Origin of the sequence: Streptomyces gossypii, from assembly GCF_025165795.1 — a bacterium.
Lineage (GTDB): Bacteria > Actinomycetota > Actinomycetes > Streptomycetales > Streptomycetaceae > Streptomyces > Streptomyces gossypii.
On sequence record NZ_JAJAGO010000002.1, the window covers coordinates 612813 to 631819 of the forward strand.

Consider the following 19007-nt stretch of genomic DNA (forward strand, 5'->3'; position numbering starts at 1 on the left):
CGGCTTGCCGCACACTCCCGGCCCTTCTTGATGCCTTGGACGGCGAGGAGTGAGGGCGGGGACTGACCCTGCTCGGGCTCATGTCCGCCCGCTGGGGCGTGATCTTGAGCGGTAACAGCAAGACCACCTGGTGTGAGCTGTCGACAGAGTTCGACGGTGAAGTTGGCTTTCCGCAGGGCCCGTAGGGTGCCTCTTATGACAGACGGAGTGGAACGGACAGTCGTCGTGGCGGGAGCCGTGTGCCATGAAGGTCGGCTGCTCGCAGCCCGTCGCACCGCCCCCGCCGCACTCGCCGGACGCTGGGAGCTTCCGGGCGGCAAGGTCGAACCGGGCGAGTCTCCGGAACACGCCCTGACTCGCGAACTCCGTGAGGAACTCGGCATCGAGACGGAGCCCCTGGAACGCCTGCCGGGGGAGTGGCAGTTGAACGGCAGGCTTGTTCTACGGGCCTGGGAGGTACGTCTACTCAAGGGCGAGGCGCAGCCGCTTCAGGACCACGATGCGGTGCGCTGGCTCACCTCAGAGCAGGCGTTTGACGTCGACTGGCTTGAGCAGGACATCCCGTTCGTGCGTGATGTGGTCGCACGGCTGCGGAGCTACATGCTAGGAAATCGGGATCTTTGAGTATGTCCAAACATCGTCGGGAAGCTCATAATCGAGTTCCCATGTGATCCCCATCGGCTTGCTGCCCTCGTGGCTTACGTAGTTTACCGGGCCGAGAAATGTGTAAGGCTGCGTGTTGCCGACGTCGTTCGTGTTGGAGCGGCGTACGAAGAGGAACACATGGGAGCCGTCGCTTTGGTGAGTCTGGTACCGCGTTCCTGTGGCGCTGTGCTCCGGGGTTCTCCCCTGCGACTCCCAGTGGAATCGGCGAGGACTTATTGCGTAGTCCTTGTAGCGCGTGCTGGGTTTGAAGTCTTTCTCACTCTTTTCCACATTGATGAGAAGCGCGTCGATACGATGCTTGTTTGACCATCGAACGCCGCTATTGAAATGGCCTGGAAGATATCCTCCCAATTCTACTTCATCAAGCGCGGTCAAGATCTCCTCGCGGGAGTACGAGGCGTGGAGAACCAGGGGAATGGAAGCATGTGCCTCGGGAAGCTCCACAGGAAGGTGGTCGACCTGCCGCTTGGAATACTTCAGTACGTCGCGGACCTCCTTGCGAAATTTTTCTTGTGGGTGCAGTGTTTTCAGTCCTTCCTGATAGGTGCTGCCACCGGTTCCGTATGGCCAGATGGAAAAGTAGAGCATGCGGGCGAACTTTTGATCTGTGGGGCTGAGGTCATCGTAACCTGGCGCATCGTCCTCCAGGAGCTGCTCGTATGCAGTCAGCCGGGCGTAATCATCCACGCGCAGGAAGACAGAAACGCGCTTGAGGAGGCTCTTCTCGCCCGGAGGCTCGGGTGGATCTAGGAGCTTGGCGCGACGCAGGAGCGTTGTCCAGGAGTAATTATTTCGATAGATCTCATCGATGTCTCGACCGCTCTCCTTGAGATAATCCAGAAGGTTGTCGAGTCCATACCCTCTGACTTCAGCCGCGAGTCCAAGGACGTTCAACTTCAGATGCGCATGGACATTTTCAAGGATTCGCTCTTTGGAAACCTTGTCGAGTATGATTTCGTACCCGGAGGGAAGGTGCGAGAAGTCGTCCTCGATGTCCTTGGCAAGTCGCGTACGGCCGTGGTTGGTGATAGCTCGGAATCGATCCTCGAATCGGTATTCCTTGCGGTGCTGCCCCACGAAATCGAGCACCGTCAGCACAGCTTTGTTCGGTGTTCTGCGGAGCCCGCGACCGAGTTGTTGCAGGAACAACGTGACACTTGAGGTCGGACGCAGGAACAGCAGCGTGTCGATATCCGGAATGTCCAGACCTTCATTGAAGAGGTCGACGGCGAACAGGATTTGAATGTCGCCTCGTCTCAACGCGTCGAGAGCTGCCTGTCGCTCACTGTCCAAGGAGCTCCCATCAAGCGCCTTGGCCCTGATCCCCTTCTTGCAGAAAAAGTCTGCCATGAAGTGCGCATGTCGAATGCTGACACAGAATCCCAGTGCGTGCATCGATTTGGGATCTAGGATTTTGTCCCGAAGTGCATCGATGATCAGCTCAGCGCGAGTCTGGTTTTCGTCAATAACATTTTCGAGCTCTGCGCGATCGTAACCTCCACGTTTCCAGTGGACTCCGGTCATATCAGTTTCGTCAGCGATGCCGAAGTACTGGAATGGGCTGACAAGTTCGTTGGTCAGAGCTTCCCACAGACGCATTTCTGCAGCGATGTGGCCGCCAAAGTACTCGTCTTGCACTCGATAGCCATCTGCGCGCTCTGGCGTCGCCGTCAAGCCCAGCAAGTGCTTGGGCTTAAAATGCTTGATTATCTCTTTGTAGGTGTTGGCAGTGGCGTGATGAAACTCATCGATGACGATTACGTCGAAGTGATCTGCTGACAGCCCATCGGGGATCTGAGATTGCAGAGACTGTATGCTCGCGAACACATGCTGCCGCTTCTTTGGGACATGCCCACCAATATGTAGCTCTCCAAAGTTCCTCTCCTTGAGGACAGCCCGATATGTGTCCCGTGATTGAGTGAGAATTTCCCTTCGGTGTGCCACAAAGAGGAGACTCAAATCCCCGTGCTCTTTGCGGAGCTGCTGGAAATCGAGCGCGGCCATCACGGTCTTCCCGGTGCCAGTGGCAGCCACGAGCAGGTTCCGGTCCGCGCCATCCTTGCGTTCCACCCATAGCCGCTCCAGCATGCCTTGTTGATGCGGAAACGGGCGCACTTCGTGGCTAGTCAAGATGCCGTTAGGCGTGCTTGCGTTGGGCATCCATCCGGCTCGATGCAGCGCCTCGTCGAGGCGTTCCGCGTCCCGGTCTGGGTCGTACGACTCAAATGCAGGGTTGGCCCAGTAGCTCTCGAAGGTCGAATCGAACTTCACCATCGCTGCTGGCGTGGCTACGCTCGAGAGCCGGACGTTCCACTCCAGCCCATCGAGGAGAGCTGACTTGGACAGGTTGGAACTACCGACGTACGCAGTGTCGTATCCGGTGTTCCTGCGGAAGAGCCATGCTTTGGCGTGAAGGCGGGTGGTGTGGATCTCGTAATTGATCTTTACTTCCGCGCCATATTCGCGTACGAGTCGATCCAGCGCCCGTCGTTCCGTGGCACCCATGTATGTCGTCGTGATGACGCGCATGGGTACATCCCGCTTGTGTGCCGCCTCGAGTGATGCCTGCAGAGTGCGCAGACCATGCCACTTGACGAAGGCGCAGAGTAGATCCACGCGATCAGCGGAAGCGAGCTCGTAACGAAGCTCCGTGCCGAGGCTCGGATCGTCGGGCGCGTTCGTCAGGAGCGCGCTCTCGGACAGTGGAGTACTGGGACGGATCCCAAAGGTTTCGTCAGTGTCCGGGTTGGAGAGAGCCAGGACCTGCCGGGGCTCTCTCCCGGCGACGAGGTCGATCCACTGTTTGGCGCCCTCAGCGCTCGCCAGTGACTCGAGGATCAGGTTGGCGGCGAGCACCTGCTCAACCTTTGTCATGGTGGCGAGGTGTTGTCTGATGATCTCACTGATGTGGCCCGCGAGCAGGGTAGTGGAATCAGCTTCGCTGACATCCTCCTCAGAGACTTTCCACCCCTGTTGCTTCAGCTCGTTGATGCGTTCCTGTAAACGCTGGGTGATCAACTGCTCGTAGAGGCCCGTAGCGGGATTGTCTGCATAGAGTGCGTCGGTCAAGACCCCTCCCAAGGGCGTGAGCTCAGATCCCTGTTGTAACAGAGCGCGCTGACAGCGGAGATGGAGAGGTGTTTCCGCGAAGCCCGGCGGTTGGCCGCGATCGAGGGAAGGGCGCTGGTCAGCCCAGTTCCAGGCTGGTGATGCCGTAGAGGGAGGGGTGGTCGGTGGTGGGGGTGGGGCCCGTGTACATGCGGGCGGTTTCGAAGGTGGGGGTGAGGCCGAGGCGGGACATCAGGTGGGCGGCGTGGGGGTTGAGGTGGGGGACGTCGATGGCCATCGGGGTGGACGGGGCGGTGGCGGCGAGGGTGTGGATGAGGGTGGCGGCGATTTCCGGGGTGGCGGCGTAGAGCGGGCCGAGGCGGGAAGAGGTGCGGGCCTCGCGGAGGACGGCGAGGCCGCAGAGTTCGCCGTCCTGGAGGGCGGCCAGCGCGGTGCGTTGGGGTGCGGTGATCCAGGAGGCCAGGAAGCTGTCGCGCGCCGTGGGGAAGAATCGGCGATCGTAGGCGGCGAGTTGGGTGAAGGGGAGGGCACGGGCGTCGGTGAGGGTGAGGCCCGGCGGGGGCGGGACGGGATGGCCGGTGGGGTTGCCCTCATAGCGGACGTTGGTCCAGACGGAACGGAAGCCGCAGGTACGGTAGTTGGCCTGCTGGGCGACAACTCCGTCCAGGCCGATGTTGCGCCCCGCCAGACGGCTCATGCCCGCGCGCCACAGCTGCCTGCCGTAGCCCTTGCCGCGTAGTGGGGGACGGGTGAGGTAGAAGCCGAGGAAGCCGAAGTCGTTTCCGTAGCGTACGACCGAGACGCAGGCGGCGGGTTCGCCGTTGAGCCGTCCGATCAGGAAGCCTTGCGGGTCGGTGGCGAAGAAGGCGTGCCTGTCGGTGTCGCCCGGGTTCCAGCCTTCGGCGGCGGCCCAGTCCGCGAGCAGGCGGAGGTCGTCGGCGCTCGCGACGGTGATGTCCAGCGCGGTCACCTGGACCTCCGAAGGATGCCCCGGCGAGGCCGAGAAGGTACGTGCACGAGGTTCGCTGGCAGGCCGGTTGAGGACTCACCCATGGCCGCACCCTCCTGGAAGATGATCTCTGTTTGTGCGGCGGCTTCCGCATCCACTCCACCGCATCATGCGCACGGCGGGGATGCGGGTTGCCCACTCGGCGCGCCACAGTGAACCCGGTAATAACGGGATCGGACGCGAAGGGCGATGGCCGCCGGGCGGTACGCGGGGACCGGGGGTGGGTGGGCCGGTCCCCGTGGGTCGGTCAGCGCTTGATCAGTGGACGGAACGCGTCTCCAACATCGGACTTGGAGTTGTCGACGTACCGGTCCGAGGGCGGACCGTCGCCGTGGTCGATGGAGAACAGCTTGCTCGGGCAGCTGGTGCCGCTGATCTGCACCGTGCCGGTCGTCAGCAGTTCCCCGGTCCGCGGCTCGTAGACCTTCACGGGGATCTTGATGCGGTGGAAGGTCACGTTCTTGCTGCCGCCCGCTTGTTAGTCGTACGGGCAGGTCCGGACCGCGTCTCCCATCTTGCTGTCACCCGCGCAGACCACCAGCACCGCCTTGGCCGCATCCGTGGTCCCCCAGTCGCCGGGGAGGTCATCCGTGTAGGTGCTGTTGCCGTAGAACATCGCACGGTTGGTGCCCTTGCCGTACGGCTTGGCGCCGCTGTATCCGGCCGGGCTGGAGCAGTACTCGGGAGTCGAGGTGCCGTCTCCCCCCGAGGAAGCGGCGCACGTGCTCCAGCTCGATGGTCTGCGTCGCCTTCGTGAGGCCCTTCTTCGCCTGGGCCACTCGCTCGCTGTCGGGGAACTGGTCGATCAGCTGCTGGTAGTGCGCCTGTGCCTGCTCCCAGTCCTCCTCGTCCATGTGCTCCTCGGCGCAGCGGGCGAGCGCCTCGGGTGCGGTCTTGTCGGCAGCGCTCCCGGACCGGTCGAGGAGGTCGTGGGTCTTCTCCCGGTTGCGGAGCCAGTCGGTGACCATCGCTGCCTTCCCTGCCCCAGCGGGCTCCGGCAGGGGCGCATGCCTCTCCGTCACGAGTGGTGACGCATCCGGGAGGGGGCGGTTCTCCATGGGCCGGAGATCCGGAGGTGTCAGGGTGGCGCCCCGCGCGGCGAGGCCGGGTGGGCTCGCGTGCTGGGCGGCGGGGCGGCAGGGGTTGGACGCGGTCAGCCGCGGCCCGGGAGGGTCCAGGCGCGGTGGCCCAGCAGGGAGAGGGCCGCCGGGAGCAGGACGCCCCGCACCAGCGTGGCGTCGATCAGGATGGCGAAGCCCATGCCGACGCCCATCATCTTGTACTCGATCGCTGACAGCGTCATGAAGACGGAGAAGGCCGCCGTCATGATGACCGCCGCGCTGGTGACGACCCCCGCGCTGCTGGAGATCCCGCCGATTATCGAGTCGCGCACCCCCGCGCCCTCGCCCCAGCGTTCGCGGATCCGGCTGAGGATGAAGATGTGGTAATCCATGCTCAGCCCGAAGAGGATCACGAACATGAACAGCGGCAGCCAGCTGACCACCCCGCCGTACGACGTGAACCCGAGCGCGCCCTCGAGGTTCCCGTCCTGGAACACCCAGGCCAGCACACCGTAAGCCGCGCCCACCGACAGGAGGTTGAGCGCGATGGAGACGAGCGGGATGGCCAGCGAGCGGAAGGTGATCAGCAGGAGGAGGAAGGCGAGGATCAGGATGAAGGCGAAGACGTACGGCGTCCGGTCGTTCACCTGTTCCGCGAAGTCGTGCGGCAGGGCGGTGCGGCCGGAAACCGCGTAGTCGACGCCGTGGAGCTTGCCCAGGGTGGCGGGCAGCGCCTCCTCGCGCAGGTGCTTCAGCGCACGGACGGAGGTGGGGTCGGTGCCCGGCCCCGCCAGCGGTACGCGCACCTCGAGCAGATCGCCGGTGATCGGCGTGACGGTGATCGGCTCAAGCAGCAGCCCGTCGGCGGCTGGGGCGGCGGCGTGGGAGTGCAACGCGTCCACGGCCTGGCGCAGTTCCGCCGCGTCCGTCTCGCCGCGCACCACGACCCGCGCCGGGGTGGGTGAGCCGGGGAACTCCTCCTGGATGCGGACGGCCGCGTCCACCGTGACGGAGGCGTCGCGGGGGAGGCTCTCGGTCACGGCCGCGTCCTGCAGCCGGATGTCCAGCGCCGGCGTCGCCATGATCAGCAGTGCCAGCACGGAGAGCCCGCCGGTCAGCAGGGGGCGGCGTACGGCCGTGCCCGCGATTCCCTCCCAGAGCCGGGAGCCGGTGGCCGCCGTGCGCCGCCTGCCGAGCCAGGGGATACGGCTCCGGTGGATCCGGTCGCCGAGGGTGGCCAGCAGTGCGGGCAGCGCCGTCACCGAGCCGAGCAGCGCCAGGCCGACGACCAGGATGGTGCCGACGGTGAGCCCTTGGAGCTGGTCGACGCCCGTGAACCAGAGCCCGCAGACGCACACGATCACGGTGAGCCCGGAAACCAGTACGGCGTGCCCGGAGGTACGTGCGGTGATGCGCAGCGCCTCGTGCAACTCGCGTCCGGCGGCGCGTTCCTCGCGGACCCGGCGCAGCGAGAAGAGTGAGTAGTCGACCCCGACCGCCACCCCGATCAGCAGCACCATCGAGGAGGCCGCACTGTTGAAAGCGACCACCGGGGCGAGGAGTTGGAGCAGGCCGAACGCTCCGGCCACCGAGGTTCCGGCCAGCAGCAGCGGGATTCCGGCGGCCAGCAGTGAGCCGAAGACGACGAGCAGGATGAGCAGGGTGAGCGGCAGCGAGAGATACTCGGCGCGCTTGAAGTCGTCCTGGATTCCCTCTTCGACGACGCCGGAGAGGCTCGCGTCGCCAGCCCGCACCATTCGCGTACCGGGGTGCCGCTCCCGTACCTCGGACAGGGCCTTGGTGGCGGCCTCGTCATGCGCCTCGAACTGTGCGTCGGCGCCGGTGATCTCGAAGGTGACGAGCGCGGAGCGGCGGTCCTCGGAGAGCCAGCGCTCGCCGTGCTCGCCCAGCGGGGAGCCGACGCGGGCCACAGCCTTCGCGGCGTCGCCCTCGCGCAGCGCCGACACCAGGTCGGCGGTGGCGTCCCGTACGGCGGGGCTGTCGGCGAACTGCGGGCCGTCGCCCCCGCCGTCGCTCTCGCCCGCCTGGTCGCCCGCCTTGTCGCGGGCCTGGATCAGCACGTTCTCGCGGGTGCTGTTCTCGGCGCCCGCCTCTCGCATCAGCGTGGTCGCCCGGCCCGCCTCGCCCGGGTCGGTGGTGTCGGCGGGGGCTCCGGCGAGGGAGCTGCCGAGGAGGGTCAGCGCGATGAGCGCGAACCAGCCGGTGAGTGCGAGGGCCCGGTGCCGTGCGGACCAGGCGGCGACGGCTTCGAAGAACCCGCCGCGTGCCGTTCGGGCGGGCGGGGAGGGGGCTGACGGCGGGACCGGCGGTGGGTCGGCCGAGGGGGCGGACGGCTTGCTTTCGCGCAGCATGAGCTGCTCTCCTTCGTGTGGAGGAGCGTTCCTGTGGATACTCGCCGCGGCGAGGTGGTGCGCCTTCTGTTGCCTGGGCCGCCGAGTTGCCGCTCGGCGGTCCAGGGCCGTTCAGTCGCTCTGCCGGGTGACTGCGGCAGCTCTGGTAGCTGCGGTGGTCACTCCACTTCCTTGAGGATCCGCTCCAGCGTGCCCATGCGGTCCCGCATCTCGGTCAGCTGTGTGCCGAGCTCGGCGAGCTGGAGTTCCGTCGCCTGCTGGCTGCTGACCGCGGCCTCGGCGAGCTTCTTGTACGAGTCCTCGCGCGCCAGGACGGCTTTGGCGCGCAGGCTCTTTGCCACCTGCCAGATGGTCATCGTGACGACGCAGATGAGCAGCACGAACATGCCGATGACGCCGATGACCTCCGCCCACTCGTGCTCGTTCATTTCTCGGGTCCCTTCTCGTCGGTCGGCGTGGCGGATTCCGGCGGGTGCAGCGTCTCGACGGCGCTCCGGATGGCGTCCGGCGTCAGGTGGACCGCGAACGGATGCACCTCGTAGAACTTCATTGCCTTCCCGTCCTCCGACAGCTCCAGCTGTGACGACACCAGGCCCACGGCCTCCAGGCGCTTCAGGTGCACCTGAAGCAGGGCCCGGCTGATGTCCAGCTCGCGGGCCAGCCTGCTCACGTAGTTCCGTCCGCCCGCGAGGGCGGCGACCACGCGCAGGCGATGCGGGTTGGACAGCGTCGCCAGGACGCGCACCAGGTCGTCACCCGTGGGTGCTGGGTTGCTCACTGGGTTGCTCATGGCCAAATCCTGCACATGCAAAAGAATGTTAGCAGGTGCTGTTATGGCTTAGCAGGGATGCGACTCGGCGGGAAGCGGCTCAGCAGGAGGGGAGAGTCCGCGTCAGCGGCCGTACGGGCCCCACGGCCCGCTGCCGTACGGCGGCCGGGCCCCGTACTGCGGCGCCCCGTACGGTGCCTGACCGCCGTACGGGTGCTGCGCCCCGTACCCCGGGGGGCCCTGGGGCGTCGGTGCCCCCGCCCACTGCGGCGGGAGGTACGGGCGCGCCAGGGCCAGCGCCGTGCTCTGGGTGGGTGGGGCCGCCAGTGCGCGGCGCGTCCACAGGTGGTGCAGCAGCTCCTGCTCGCGTGCGGCGAAGTCGGGTGCCACGGCGCCGCCCTCCGCACGGGCGCGCAACAGGGCGAGGGTGGTGGCGAAGTGCTGGTACTCCGCCACCGTCCGCGCCCCCGCCGGTCCGTGTGCGCGTCGGGCCAGACGGCGGGCGTGCGCACGGGCCCGCATCGAGGCGAGGCCCCACGCCTCGGGCGGGGAGAGCCAGCCTGCGGCGGCGTACGAGGGCAGCGTGCGGCGTATGGTGCGCAGCTCGTTGTACCGGGACCACACCGCCAGCCAGGTCAGCGTGCCCAGTACCGGCAGCATGAACAGGGCGTAGACGCCGAGGAAGGGAAGCGAGATGCCGGACGCGGCGGCGTTCCACACGGCGTGCAGCACGATTGCCGTCAGCAGTCCCACCAGCGGCAGCAGTACCCGGGTGGCGCGGCGCCGGTGCGGCAGGACCGCGGCGATGCCGAAGGCCACCCCCGTCAGCGCGGTGAACAGGGGATGGGCGAAGGGCGAGAGCACCACTCGTACGAAGAAGGTGGTGGCGGTGGCGGACTCGTGCAGGGCGTACGGGCCGCCGAACGCGGTGTCCTGGCCGTATGCGCTGCCGAGATAGAGGACGTTCTCGGTGAAGGCGAAGCCGGTGGCGGTGATGCCCGCGATGACGATGCCGGAGAGGACGCCGGTGAAGTCCCGGCGGCGGAAGACGAAGAGCAGCAGGATCGAGGCCGCCTTGGCGGTCTCCTCGACAACCGGGGCGACCACCGTCGAGCCCAGTGTGTCGGCGTGGCCGGGTGAGTCGGAGAGCGCGGAGTCGGCGAGCCAAGCCGTGGCGAAGGTGTTGGCGAGCAGCGCGATCAGGGTGGCGGCGCAGGCGCCCCAGGCGAAGGCGAAGGCGAGATTGCGCCAGGGGGAGGGCTCCACACCGTCCGTCCAGCGGAACGCGGCGACCAGCAGCGGCACGGGCAGCACGGCCAGTACCAGGCCGACGAAAAGACCCTGGGTGCCGGTCTCTTCGCGTACCAGCGCGAGGATCGTCACACCGCACAGTGCCAGGATGCCCGCGACGGCCAGCGCGCGCAGAGTGCGGCTGTGCCGGTGCCACCAGTCCCGCCAGGACGGTGCCCTGGGCGGCCGGTAGCGCCAGTCGGCCGGGGAGGCGGGCATGGCCGTGAACCGCGGCTGCTGCTCGCAGGCCGGGACCGCGGCGGCCTCGTACGGGGCGGCCGGGCCCGGCTGGTGACCCTGATGCACCCGTCGACAGTAGCCGGAGGCACGGCGGGGAGCGGCGGGACGGGTGACCGCACCGGACGGGTGACCGCACCGGACGGGGGCGCGCGGGGGAGCATGCGGGTGCACGGCGGCTGGGGCATATGCCTGTCGCATGTCGACTTGCCAACGGCAAGCGGCGGCGCATGCGGAACCGCGGAGTCCGTCGACGCTCCAGCCACGATCACGGCCGGGGCATGGACGGTCTGTCGACCGAAGAAGATCAGCCGGCGGGACGGCGGCGGAAGAGCACGTCGCGCACGACGTGCCCCTGATCCAGGCCCTGCCCCTCGAAGCGCGTCAGGGGCCGGAAGGCAGGGCGCGGCGCGAAGCCGCGCCCCGGCTGTGCGTCAGCGGTTTCCTCCGGCTGGGTGTTCTCGTACGCCGGGTGCGCGCGCAGCAGCTCCAGCATCCGCTCCGCATACGGCTCCCAGTCGGTCGCGAAGTGCACGAGCGCACCGGGCGCGAGCGCGGCGGCGGCCAAGTCCAGGAACTCGGGCTGGACGATGCGGCGCTTGTGGTGCCGTGTCTTCGGCCACGGGTCCGGGAAGTAGACGCGCAGCCCGGCGAGCGAGGCCGGTCCGATCATCTCGCGCAGCAGGATCACCGCGTCCCCGTTGGCCACCCGGATGTTGGACAGGCCGTCCCGCTCCGCGAGACGGAGCAGGTTTCCCTGACCCGGGGTGTGCACATCGGCGGCGAGGATGCCCGTACCAGGGTCGGCGGCGGCCATCTGCGCGGTCGCCTCACCCATGCCGAAGCCGATCTCCAGGACGATCGGAGCGTCGGGTGGCAGCGGTGCGAACAGGGCGCCGAGATCCAGCCGGGAGAGGCCGTCTATGTCCAGGCCATAGGTCGGCCACAGCCGCTCCAGCGCCTCGCGCTGGCCGTGGGTGACGCGGCTGCGGCGCGGCTGGAAGCTGCGGATGCGGCGCTCGTGATGCGAGCCCGCCGGGTCGGCGGAGGGGCCCGCACCGGGGGCGAACATACGGGCACCGGAAGGCTCAGCAGGGCTTTTCTCAGACACAGTGCTGCCCATTCTACGGCCGGGTGCATGCGCGGTGGCGAGGGCGGTGCGCGGCCCGCATAAGATCGCGCACGTCCGGCGGGAGCGTCCGGACAGGAAACGGATCGGAAAGAAACATGCTGCGCAACACAACGGTGCTGAGTCGTACGGCAGTGCTCGCGGCGACTGCCGTGCTGGCCCTCACCGCCTGCGGGTCCGGTGACGGTGGCTCGGGGAAGAAGGACCGGCGGAACGGCGGCGACGCCTCCTCCGCGGCCGGGGACGGCAAGCCGCAGAAGCTGTCCATGGGGGAGACCGCTGACAAGCCGACAGAGGTCACCAGCGACAACAGGACCGGCAAGTTCGAGGTCGCCGCCAAGAAGGTGGTCCTGGGCAAGCCGGGGGACCTGTCGGAGGCCAGCAGCGATCCGAAGAAGTTCACGGGCCAGGTGCCCGCCTGGCTGTATGTGGAATACACGCACGTCGGCGGCGACTCCCCGGCCGACGCCAGCACCGCGACCGACTGGGGCATCACGACGACCGGCGGGGTGCGCGGCAGGCCGCTGATGATGCTGATGGGCGACCTGCCGAGCACCCCGGACGACTGCAGGGACGCGGACACGGTCGGCGCCTTCAAGAAGGGGCAGACCGAGACGCTCTGCCAGGTCTATGTCGTGCCGGAGAAGATGAAAATCGAGGAAGCGCAGCTCAACCGCGGCTTCCACAGCCCGCCGACAACCTGGACCATGAAGTGACCCGGCCCTGACGACTGCGCGTGGTCGACAACTCGCGGCAGCCGACCGTACTGAACTCCAGGCACTGGTGAGCTACGGAGGCATCGGGACGGCCATGCTCGCGTTCTCCCCATACGGCCTGGTGCGGCGGCGGAGAGCGCGGGGTGGGAATCACCTCCGGTGCTGGGGGCGGCCGGGCTCCATGTGGTGCTCCTCGGCGCGGCCGTGGCGGCTTGGCGTCATGTGGACGGAATGCGCGGTGAGCTTGCTGAGCCGGTGAGTTGCTCTGCCGGGTGCCGGGTGCCGGGTGCCGGGTGCCGGGTGCCGGTCAGGGCAGGGTGCGCAGCGCGCGTTCCGCTATCTCGCGGCCGATCGGCAGGGCGGCGGTGGCGGCCGGCGACGGAGCGTTGAGCACATGCACCGTGTGCGGCGCCTCGGCGATCAGGAAGTCGTCGGCGAGGGTGCCGTCCGGCAGCACCGCCTGGGCGCGGACGCCCGCCGGGGCGGGGCGCAGATCGGCGGCCGTCGCCTCCGGAAGCATCCTCCGCACCGCCGCGGTGAAGGCTTCGCGCGAGAGTGAACGACGCAGCTCGCCCATGCCGTACCGCCAGTGGCGGCGGGCCACCTGCCAGGCGCCCCGGTACGCCAGAGTCCCGGCCAGTTCGCCCGGACGCACCGCACGCCAGTCGTAACCCTCGCGGGCGAGGGCCGGTACGGCGTTCGGCCCGAGATGCACGCTGCCGTCGATTCCCCGGGTGAGATGGACCCCCAGGAAGGGGAAGGCGGGGTCGGGCACCGGATAGACCAGGCCGCTGACCAGGTGCGCGCGGTCGGGGGCCAGCTCGTAGTACTCGCCGCGGAACGGGACGATCCGCATGCCCGGCTCGTCTCCCGCGAGCCGGGCCACCTGATCGCAGTGCAGCCCGGCACAGTTGACCAGCGCGCGGGCGCGCAGCACGGTGCCGTCGGCAGTCCGCACCGCCACGCCGCGCCCGGGGCGGCGGTCGATGGCGGTGACCCGCGCACCGCAGCGCACCGACGCCCCCGCGCTCCGGGCGAGCCTGGCCAGCGCCGCCGTGACCGCGCTGAAGTCACAGATGCCGGTGGTGCCGACATGGAGCGCGGCGAGGCCGCGGACATGCGGCTCGTGCTCGGTGATCTGGGCGGGGCCCAGCTCCCGCACCGGGATGCCGTTCTCCCTGCCGCGCTGAGCGAGGGCGTGCAGCCGGGGCAGCTCCGCGCGCTCGGTGGCGACGATCAGCTTGCCCGTCAGCTCATGCGGAATGTCGTGCTCCACGCAGAACTTGACGAGCTCCGTCGCCCCCTGTGCGGCGAAGCGGGCCTTCAGCGAGCCGGGGCGGTAGTAGATCCCGCTGTGGATCACGCCGCTGTTCCGGCCCGTCTGATGCTGGGCAGTCTGCGGCTCCTTCTCCAGGACGACGACTCGGGTGCCGGGCGCGGCACGGGTGAGCGCGTATGCCGTCGACAGCCCGACGATGCCGCCGCCGATCACCAGCACATCGCAGTCGTACGCCGTGGACGGCGAGGACGCCGTGGACTCCCTGAACACGTCTCCCATCATGGCCGCTGCCACTGACAATGCGCAGTGGCGCGGGTCATGTGCCGCTCGCCCGTGCCGGGCGACATGACCCTGCCGGGTGGGCCGGGCCCGCCCGGTGACGGCCCGGAGCCGCGTCGCCCGGCCGTCCAGGGCGGGCCGGAGTGGTCCGGTCCCGTCGGCGCCGGACGCGGAAAAGGGTGGACGGAGCACGCGGTCGTGACGGTCACGGTGCCCGGACCGCGCAGACGCGCGGTTTCCGCGGACGGACCGGGCGGCTCGGGGGGCGTCCGCAACCCCTTTCCGTGAGGGTTCTTACGTCGCCGGGCGGTCCGGCTGCTGCTGCCGGCCACGGCCTTGGCTGCCGTGCCGCCGTCGCTCAGGCGCCCCTCACGCGCTCGTCACGGCACGGGGAGCTCCGACGCCGCCCCGCCCCGTGGGCGGCCCGCGACGGGCCGGTCATGCCGGGGCTACCAAAAGCGGTCGGGCCCGCTCGCGCAGCTCCGCCACCCGCGGCTCGTCGCCGTACGGCTCCAGCCGGTGCAGCAGGTCCCGTACGTATTCCGTCGTCCGGGCCGAGGAGATGCGGCCCGCGACCTCCACCGCGCGCGTGCCCGCCGCGCAGGCCGCGTCCAGGTTGCCCGATTCGAGCTCCGCCACCGCCGAGACGACAAGCCGCAACCCGTGCGAGCGTACGAACTCCTCCGTCGGGCGCGACAGCGCCTTCTCGGTGAAGCGGCGCACCTGACGGGGCGCCTTCAGGTCGCGGTAGCACTCGGCCGCGTCGGCGGCGAGCCGGTCGTAGGAGTAGAAGTCCAGCCAGGACGGGTCCGCGTCGCCGTCACGGGAGCGTTCCAGCCAGCCTTCGGCGGAGGACAGGGCCGCGCCGCAGGCGTGCGAGTCGTTCGCTTTCGCATGGGCGCGGGCCTCCACCAGGCGGAAGAAGCTCATCGTGCGGGCGGTGGCCAGACCGCGGTTGCGTTCCAGAGCGGCCTGCGCCAGGTCCACGCCCTCGTCCGCGAAGCCCCGGTAGGTGGCCTGCAGGGACATCGACGCCAGCACATAGCCGCCGAGCGGCACGTCCGCCGCCGCGCGGGCCAGCCGCAGTGCCTGGATGTAGTAGCGCTGTGCCGCCTCCTGTTGCCCGGTGTCGAAGGCCATCCATCCGGCGAGGCGGGTGAGTTCGGAGGCGGCGCCGAACAGGGCGCGGCCGACCTCGTCCGAGTAGGCGCCCAGCAGCAGCGGCGCCGCGTCGACACGCAGGCATTCGGGCACCATGGAGGAACGCCAGTCTCCGCCGCCGTACTTGGAATCCCAGCGCCGCGCCTCGTCCGCCGCTTCCCGCAGTTTGGAGACGTCGGTGTGGCCCACGCGTATCAACTTCGGGCCTTCAGCGGCACTTTCGCCACCGATCTCGGCGCTGCCGGCGCCCGTGCCGTTGCCGTTTCCGACGGCCGCCACCGCCGTGGCGGCGGCGCGCGCGGCCTCGGTGTCCCGCGCCACGGAGCTGTCGGCCGGAGTGATGAGCCAGCGCGAGGCGGGCGTGGCGTAGGCGCTGACGGCGAACGAGCCCGCGAGTGTCTGCCAGATGCCGCCACCGCGCCTGCCGCCGAGATCCAGCCGGTAGAGATCGGTCGCGGCCTTCACCGCCGCCCCGATGTCGCGGGGGAAGGCGAGACCCACCTCAGGCGCAGGATCGGCGTCGGCCAGCCCTATTTCGTGCAGCGGTACGGGCCGCCCCAGCTTGCTGCCGATGGCGGCGGCGATGAGATGGGGTGCCGCTCCCTGCGGCACCATCCCCTTCGATACCCACCGGGCCACCGACGTCTTGTCGTAACGAAGCGTCAGTCCACGCTGCGCTCCGAGGTCGTTGACCCGGCGGGCCAGTCCGGCGTTGCTGATTCCTGCGAGGGCGAGAACGGTGCCGAGCTTCTCATTCGGCCCGCGTGGCTCCCTGGACATGCGCACCCCTGACACACACCGACGGCCGCCCCGTGACGAACGCGAGGCACCCCTGACCTCCAACTCCGGTCAGGGGCTTACCCGTTCGCCTTGGCACGGGAAAGTTACTGCGACCCAGCGTAGTTCGCCGCATCCCGACCGTTAAGGGTTGATATCCCGGATGGCGGGATTCGTGTCCGTGCCGGGAGGCAACTCACGGCCTCGTGCGCGGCAGCGAGTGGATCAGCGGGCGGGGGGCTCGGACTCCGGACCCAGGGCGGGGGAGGGAGGCGGCGTGGAGCGTCGTCGACCTTCGACAACGCGGGAGGCGGAGCCGCGGGGCGGCGGGAGTCCGTCAACTCCGCACACCAGGTCGTTAGGGCGGGATGGGGCATGTGCTCCTGGTGTGTGGCCATGCGCCCGTTCATGCGCTCTGTGGCCGGGTGAACGGAAGCGCTTCCATGTGAGTCGCGTGGGTCGGCCCGCTGAACTGGACCAGTGGGCTGGGGGAGACCGCCGTCTACATTCCCCGCGGACGGCGGTTCGGTCCGGGGGGCGCCATCGTCCCCCGGGCTCATATTTGGCTGAATGACACCGGTTGACCCACCCGGCATATTCCGTGCCTGTCCGAAACGTCGCGGACGCACCCCAGGGCGCGCGGGCGCGGCGCACCTCACAAAGTCGTGCGCCCCGTGAGCGCCTCCACCATGCCCTTCTCGTGGCAGCATGGTCATAACAGCGGCTGGCAACAGCGTCTTTCGGGCTTTGCGAGCCCTTGGACCTGTTGACGTTCTGGGTCTTTCCGGGCCCAACGGCCGCTTTGGACGCTACGGGTGGAGGCGCGGCGATGCGATGGCTGGTGGGATGGAGCAGCGCCGCGCCCACAGGACCGGGTACGAGCACGGTCTCCGGGGCGAACGGCGGCGGCCACGGCCACCGCGAGGGCTACCGCAGCGGCTACGGCGAAGCGCCGGGCTACGGCTCGGGCTCCGGTTCCGGTGCGGGCGCCCCCTCCGGTGAAACGGTCCGCCCCGTCGGCGCACAGCTGCTGTGGGACGACCCCGACCCGCTCTGGGCCGTCGGCGACTGGCGCCCGGACGAAGTACGCGTCATCCACGCCGAACCGGGCCACAAACTCGCCGTACTCGGCCACTGCGGTGCCACCGACGAGCAGCTCCGCGTCGGCCTCTACGCCGCGCGCGGCGGCGCGTTCCGCCACCTCACCGCCTGGCCGGGCAGCTACACGGCGGTGGCAAGTGTCGGCCGCCGCATCACCGTCGCCGCCGATCTGGCCGGACTGCGCCCGGTGTTCCACACCCCGTGGGCGGGCGGCAACGCCTATGCGACCGCAGCGCTCCCGCTGGCCGACCTGATCGAGGCACAGCTCGACATCTCCCACCTCGCGGCGCTGCTCGCCTGCCCCGACGCGCCCGAGGCACTCGGCGACGGCACGCCGTATGTGGGCGTGCGCCGCGTACCGCCGGGCCATGCGCTGATCCTGCGCGACGGCAGCAGCTGCGAGATCGCGGGCTACGAACCGACCGCGTCGCTCGTACTCTCCGCTCCCGCGGCCGTCGACGTGGACACGGCCGTCGCGGGCGTACGGGACGCCCTCGTCGAAGCCGTACGCGCACGGCTCGCCGCGCCACGGCACGCCTACGAGTCGGACTTCGACCGGCTCGACCCCGGCCCGGTCCCCGGCAGGGGCCCGGCCCAGCGCCGCGCCGCACGCGGCGGCCGTCCCGGTCCCGCACCGGGCATCGGCGCCGACCTTTCGGGCGGTCCCGCCTCCGGGACGCTCGCCCTGCTCGCCGCCGGACTGCCCGGCATGCCCGGCACGGTGCTGGGCGCGGGCGGCGCGGAGGCGGGGGAGCGGCTGCTCGCGGTCACCTTCAACGACCTGACGGCGGCGGCTCCGGACGGAGGCTCCGGCTCCGGCCCGGGTTCTGGCCAAGGCTCGGGTTTGGGCGTGGCGGGCACGTCGAAGGCGGAGCTGGAACGCGCCCGCGCCCTCGCCGAGAACCCGCGACTGCACCATGTCGTCGTCACCGGCGGCGAGGAAGCGCTGCCGTACGCCGACCTGGAGAGCGGTCCGCTCACCGACGAACCCGGTCCCTCCCTCATCTGGGCCGAACGCCACCGGCTGCGGCTGTCGGCGGGCAGTGCCGACCATTTCGTCGGACTCGGCGCCCGGCAGGTGCTCGACGCGCACCCCGCCCGGCTCGCCGATCTCCTGATGGACCGGCGCCGCCGCCATCTGGTCCGCCCGGCGGTGGCGCTGGCGCGCGCGGAGGGCGCCGAACGCGGACTCGCCGCCGGCAGCACGGTGCTGGCCCCGCTGACGGTCTACCGCGCCGCGCGCAGGCTGGCCCGTACGCCCTACCGTGCCGGAGTCGAGGAGGCGGCGGCGCGGCTGCGGGAGAGACGCTTCGCCGACGAGCGCTCCGCCCCGCAGGGCCGCGGCTACCCGGAGGACGTCAGCGCGCTGGACGCCTCGCTGGCCGCCCTCACCTGGTGCCGCCCCGGTCCGGCCGCCCGCTGGATGACCGGTGAGGCGCTGGCCGAAGTGTCCGTCCGGCTGGAGGCCGCCGCCGCGGCGCGGCCCATAGCGGAGCGCCCCGGCGAACGCCGCGCCCGCGCCGCACTCGCCCGCCAGGCCGCCGACCAGCGGGTACTCGAACAGGCAGCCGAGATCCGAGACCAGCGGCTGCACGCGCCCTTCTACGACAACCAGGTCGTACGCGCCTGCCGCGCTCTGCCCGAAGACGCCCGCGTCAAACCGGGCGCACGCGTGTCGGTGCTGCGCGCGGTGCTCGCGGGCGCGGGCGTACGCGACCTGCCGCCCGGCTGGGGCGCACCCTCGCACGCCCCGCACATCGCCTCCGCGCGGGCCGGCCTGCGGCTCGCCGCGAGCGACCTCATCGGTTTCTTCGACGCCCCCCTGCTCGCGGACGCCGGACTCATCGAGGCCCGCGTCGTACGCAAGGCACTGCGCGCGGCGGCCGACGGCGAGCCGCTGCCGCTCGACGGGCTGGCGGACCTCGTCTCCACGGAGGTGTGGCTCAGGCGCCTGCTGGCCCGGCGCGGCACCTGCTGGACGGGCTCCGCCGCGCCCCGCCAGCGCGCGGCGGCGGCCGGGGTGACACCGGGACCGCAGCGCCCCGCGCTGTGAGGTGAACGCACCGTCCGATTTCCGCCAGTCCGGTCGGCC

15 protein-coding genes are annotated in these 19007 nt (G+C 69.6%); 3 read left to right on the forward strand and 12 right to left on the reverse strand.

Going from position 1 to position 19007, the window contains the following annotated elements:
• The first annotated feature begins 195 nt into the window (after nucleotides 1-195).
• Complete coding sequence (locus tag LHJ74_RS06355; protein WP_260216509.1) at nucleotides 196-624, forward strand: (deoxy)nucleoside triphosphate pyrophosphohydrolase; 429 nt, start codon at nucleotides 196-198, stop codon at nucleotides 622-624.
• Here the strand turns inward: LHJ74_RS06355 and LHJ74_RS06360 are convergent.
• The 10 genes from LHJ74_RS06360 to trmB all read right to left on the reverse strand — a co-directional run bounded on the left by LHJ74_RS06360 (nucleotide 604) and on the right by trmB (nucleotide 11596).
• Entirely contained in the window at nucleotides 604-3735 is a 3132-nt protein-coding gene (locus LHJ74_RS06360; RefSeq protein WP_260216510.1) for a DEAD/DEAH box helicase, read from the reverse strand. The two genes, LHJ74_RS06355 and LHJ74_RS06360, sit on opposite strands and share 21 nt — an antisense overlap.
• 118 nt (nucleotides 3736-3853) lie before the next feature.
• Nucleotides 3854-4705 (reverse strand): GNAT family N-acetyltransferase, encoded by an 852-nt coding sequence (locus LHJ74_RS06365; protein ID WP_260216511.1) that lies wholly within the window; start codon nucleotides 4703-4705, stop codon nucleotides 3854-3856.
• A 286-nt stretch (nucleotides 4706-4991) separates the two neighbouring features.
• Nucleotides 4992-5201, reverse strand: a complete 210-nt coding sequence (locus tag LHJ74_RS06370) for a hypothetical protein (RefSeq protein WP_260216512.1) — start codon at nucleotides 5199-5201, stop codon at nucleotides 4992-4994.
• 21 nt (nucleotides 5202-5222) lie between these two features.
• On the reverse strand, nucleotides 5223-5360 hold the full coding sequence (locus tag LHJ74_RS06375) for a hypothetical protein (RefSeq protein WP_260216513.1): 138 nt from the start codon (nucleotides 5358-5360) through the stop codon (nucleotides 5223-5225).
• On the reverse strand, nucleotides 5329-5712 hold the full coding sequence (locus tag LHJ74_RS06380; protein ID WP_260216514.1) for a tetratricopeptide repeat protein: 384 nt from the start codon (nucleotides 5710-5712) through the stop codon (nucleotides 5329-5331). Before LHJ74_RS06380 ends, LHJ74_RS06375 begins: the two co-directional genes overlap by 32 nt.
• A 185-nt stretch (nucleotides 5713-5897) precedes the next feature.
• A complete protein-coding gene (locus tag LHJ74_RS06385) occupies nucleotides 5898-8177 on the reverse strand; it encodes an MMPL family transporter (RefSeq protein ID WP_260216515.1) in 2280 nt (759 codons plus the stop codon).
• 158 nt (nucleotides 8178-8335) lie between these two features.
• On the reverse strand, nucleotides 8336-8605 hold the full coding sequence (locus LHJ74_RS06390; RefSeq protein WP_260216516.1) for a flagellin family protein: 270 nt from the start codon (nucleotides 8603-8605) through the stop codon (nucleotides 8336-8338).
• Entirely contained in the window at nucleotides 8602-8967 is a 366-nt protein-coding gene (locus LHJ74_RS06395) for an ArsR/SmtB family transcription factor (protein WP_260216517.1), read from the reverse strand. The genes LHJ74_RS06390 and LHJ74_RS06395 overlap by 4 nt, the downstream gene beginning before the upstream one ends.
• 102 nt (nucleotides 8968-9069) lie before the next feature.
• Nucleotides 9070-10542: a PrsW family intramembrane metalloprotease gene (locus LHJ74_RS06400; RefSeq protein ID WP_260216518.1), complete on the reverse strand. Its 1473-nt coding sequence runs from the start codon at nucleotides 10540-10542 to the stop codon at nucleotides 9070-9072.
• Between the two features lie 238 nt (nucleotides 10543-10780).
• Nucleotides 10781-11596 (reverse strand): tRNA (guanosine(46)-N7)-methyltransferase TrmB, encoded by an 816-nt coding sequence (trmB, locus tag LHJ74_RS06405; RefSeq protein ID WP_260216519.1) that lies wholly within the window; start codon nucleotides 11594-11596, stop codon nucleotides 10781-10783.
• Nucleotides 11597-11700: 104 nt separating this feature from the next.
• Between trmB and LHJ74_RS06410 the strand changes: the two genes are divergently transcribed.
• Nucleotides 11701-12318, forward strand: a complete 618-nt coding sequence (locus LHJ74_RS06410; protein WP_260216520.1) for a hypothetical protein — start codon at nucleotides 11701-11703, stop codon at nucleotides 12316-12318.
• Between the two features lie 307 nt (nucleotides 12319-12625).
• Here the strand turns inward: LHJ74_RS06410 and lhgD are convergent, their stop codons facing one another.
• Together lhgD and LHJ74_RS06420 are read right to left on the reverse strand one after the other, a co-directional pair.
• On the reverse strand, nucleotides 12626-13876 hold the full coding sequence (lhgD, locus tag LHJ74_RS06415; RefSeq protein WP_375546677.1) for an L-2-hydroxyglutarate dehydrogenase: 1251 nt from the start codon (nucleotides 13874-13876) through the stop codon (nucleotides 12626-12628).
• A gap of 438 nt (nucleotides 13877-14314) precedes the next feature.
• Nucleotides 14315-15817, reverse strand: a complete 1503-nt coding sequence (locus LHJ74_RS06420; protein ID WP_260216522.1) for an NsdA family TPR-like regulatory protein — start codon at nucleotides 15815-15817, stop codon at nucleotides 14315-14317.
• Between the two features lie 826 nt (nucleotides 15818-16643).
• On the opposite strand from LHJ74_RS06420, the gene LHJ74_RS06425 reads away from it, so the two are divergent.
• Nucleotides 16644-18968, forward strand: coding sequence for a macrolactam cyclase family protein (locus LHJ74_RS06425; RefSeq protein ID WP_260216523.1), 2325 nt, complete (start codon nucleotides 16644-16646; stop codon nucleotides 18966-18968).
• Nucleotides 18969-19007: the final 39 nt, after the last annotated feature.

Excerpts from the sequence above, each read along its gene's own strand:
- LHJ74_RS06395 (WP_260216517.1), bottom strand. The coding sequence starts at position 8,967 with ATGAGCAACCCAGTGAGCAACCCAGCACCCACGGGTGACGACCTGGTG.
- lhgD (WP_375546677.1), bottom strand. The coding sequence starts at position 13,876 with ATGGGAGACGTGTTCAGGGAGTCCACGGCGTCCTCGCCGTCCACGGCG.
- LHJ74_RS06385 (WP_260216515.1), bottom strand. The coding sequence starts at position 8,177 with ATGCTGCGCGAAAGCAAGCCGTCCGCCCCCTCGGCCGACCCACCGCCG.
- LHJ74_RS06375 (WP_260216513.1), bottom strand. The coding sequence starts at position 5,360 with ATGTTCTACGGCAACAGCACCTACACGGATGACCTCCCCGGCGACTGG.
- LHJ74_RS06380 (WP_260216514.1), bottom strand. The coding sequence starts at position 5,712 with ATGGTCACCGACTGGCTCCGCAACCGGGAGAAGACCCACGACCTCCTC.
- LHJ74_RS06425 (WP_260216523.1), top strand. The coding sequence starts at position 16,644 with ATGCGATGGCTGGTGGGATGGAGCAGCGCCGCGCCCACAGGACCGGGT.
- trmB (WP_260216519.1), bottom strand. The coding sequence starts at position 11,596 with ATGGGCAGCACTGTGTCTGAGAAAAGCCCTGCTGAGCCTTCCGGTGCC.
- LHJ74_RS06390 (WP_260216516.1), bottom strand. The coding sequence starts at position 8,605 with ATGAACGAGCACGAGTGGGCGGAGGTCATCGGCGTCATCGGCATGTTC.
- LHJ74_RS06410 (WP_260216520.1), top strand. The coding sequence starts at position 11,701 with ATGCTGCGCAACACAACGGTGCTGAGTCGTACGGCAGTGCTCGCGGCG.
- LHJ74_RS06420 (WP_260216522.1), bottom strand. The coding sequence starts at position 15,817 with ATGTCCAGGGAGCCACGCGGGCCGAATGAGAAGCTCGGCACCGTTCTC.
- LHJ74_RS06355 (WP_260216509.1), top strand. The coding sequence starts at position 196 with ATGACAGACGGAGTGGAACGGACAGTCGTCGTGGCGGGAGCCGTGTGC.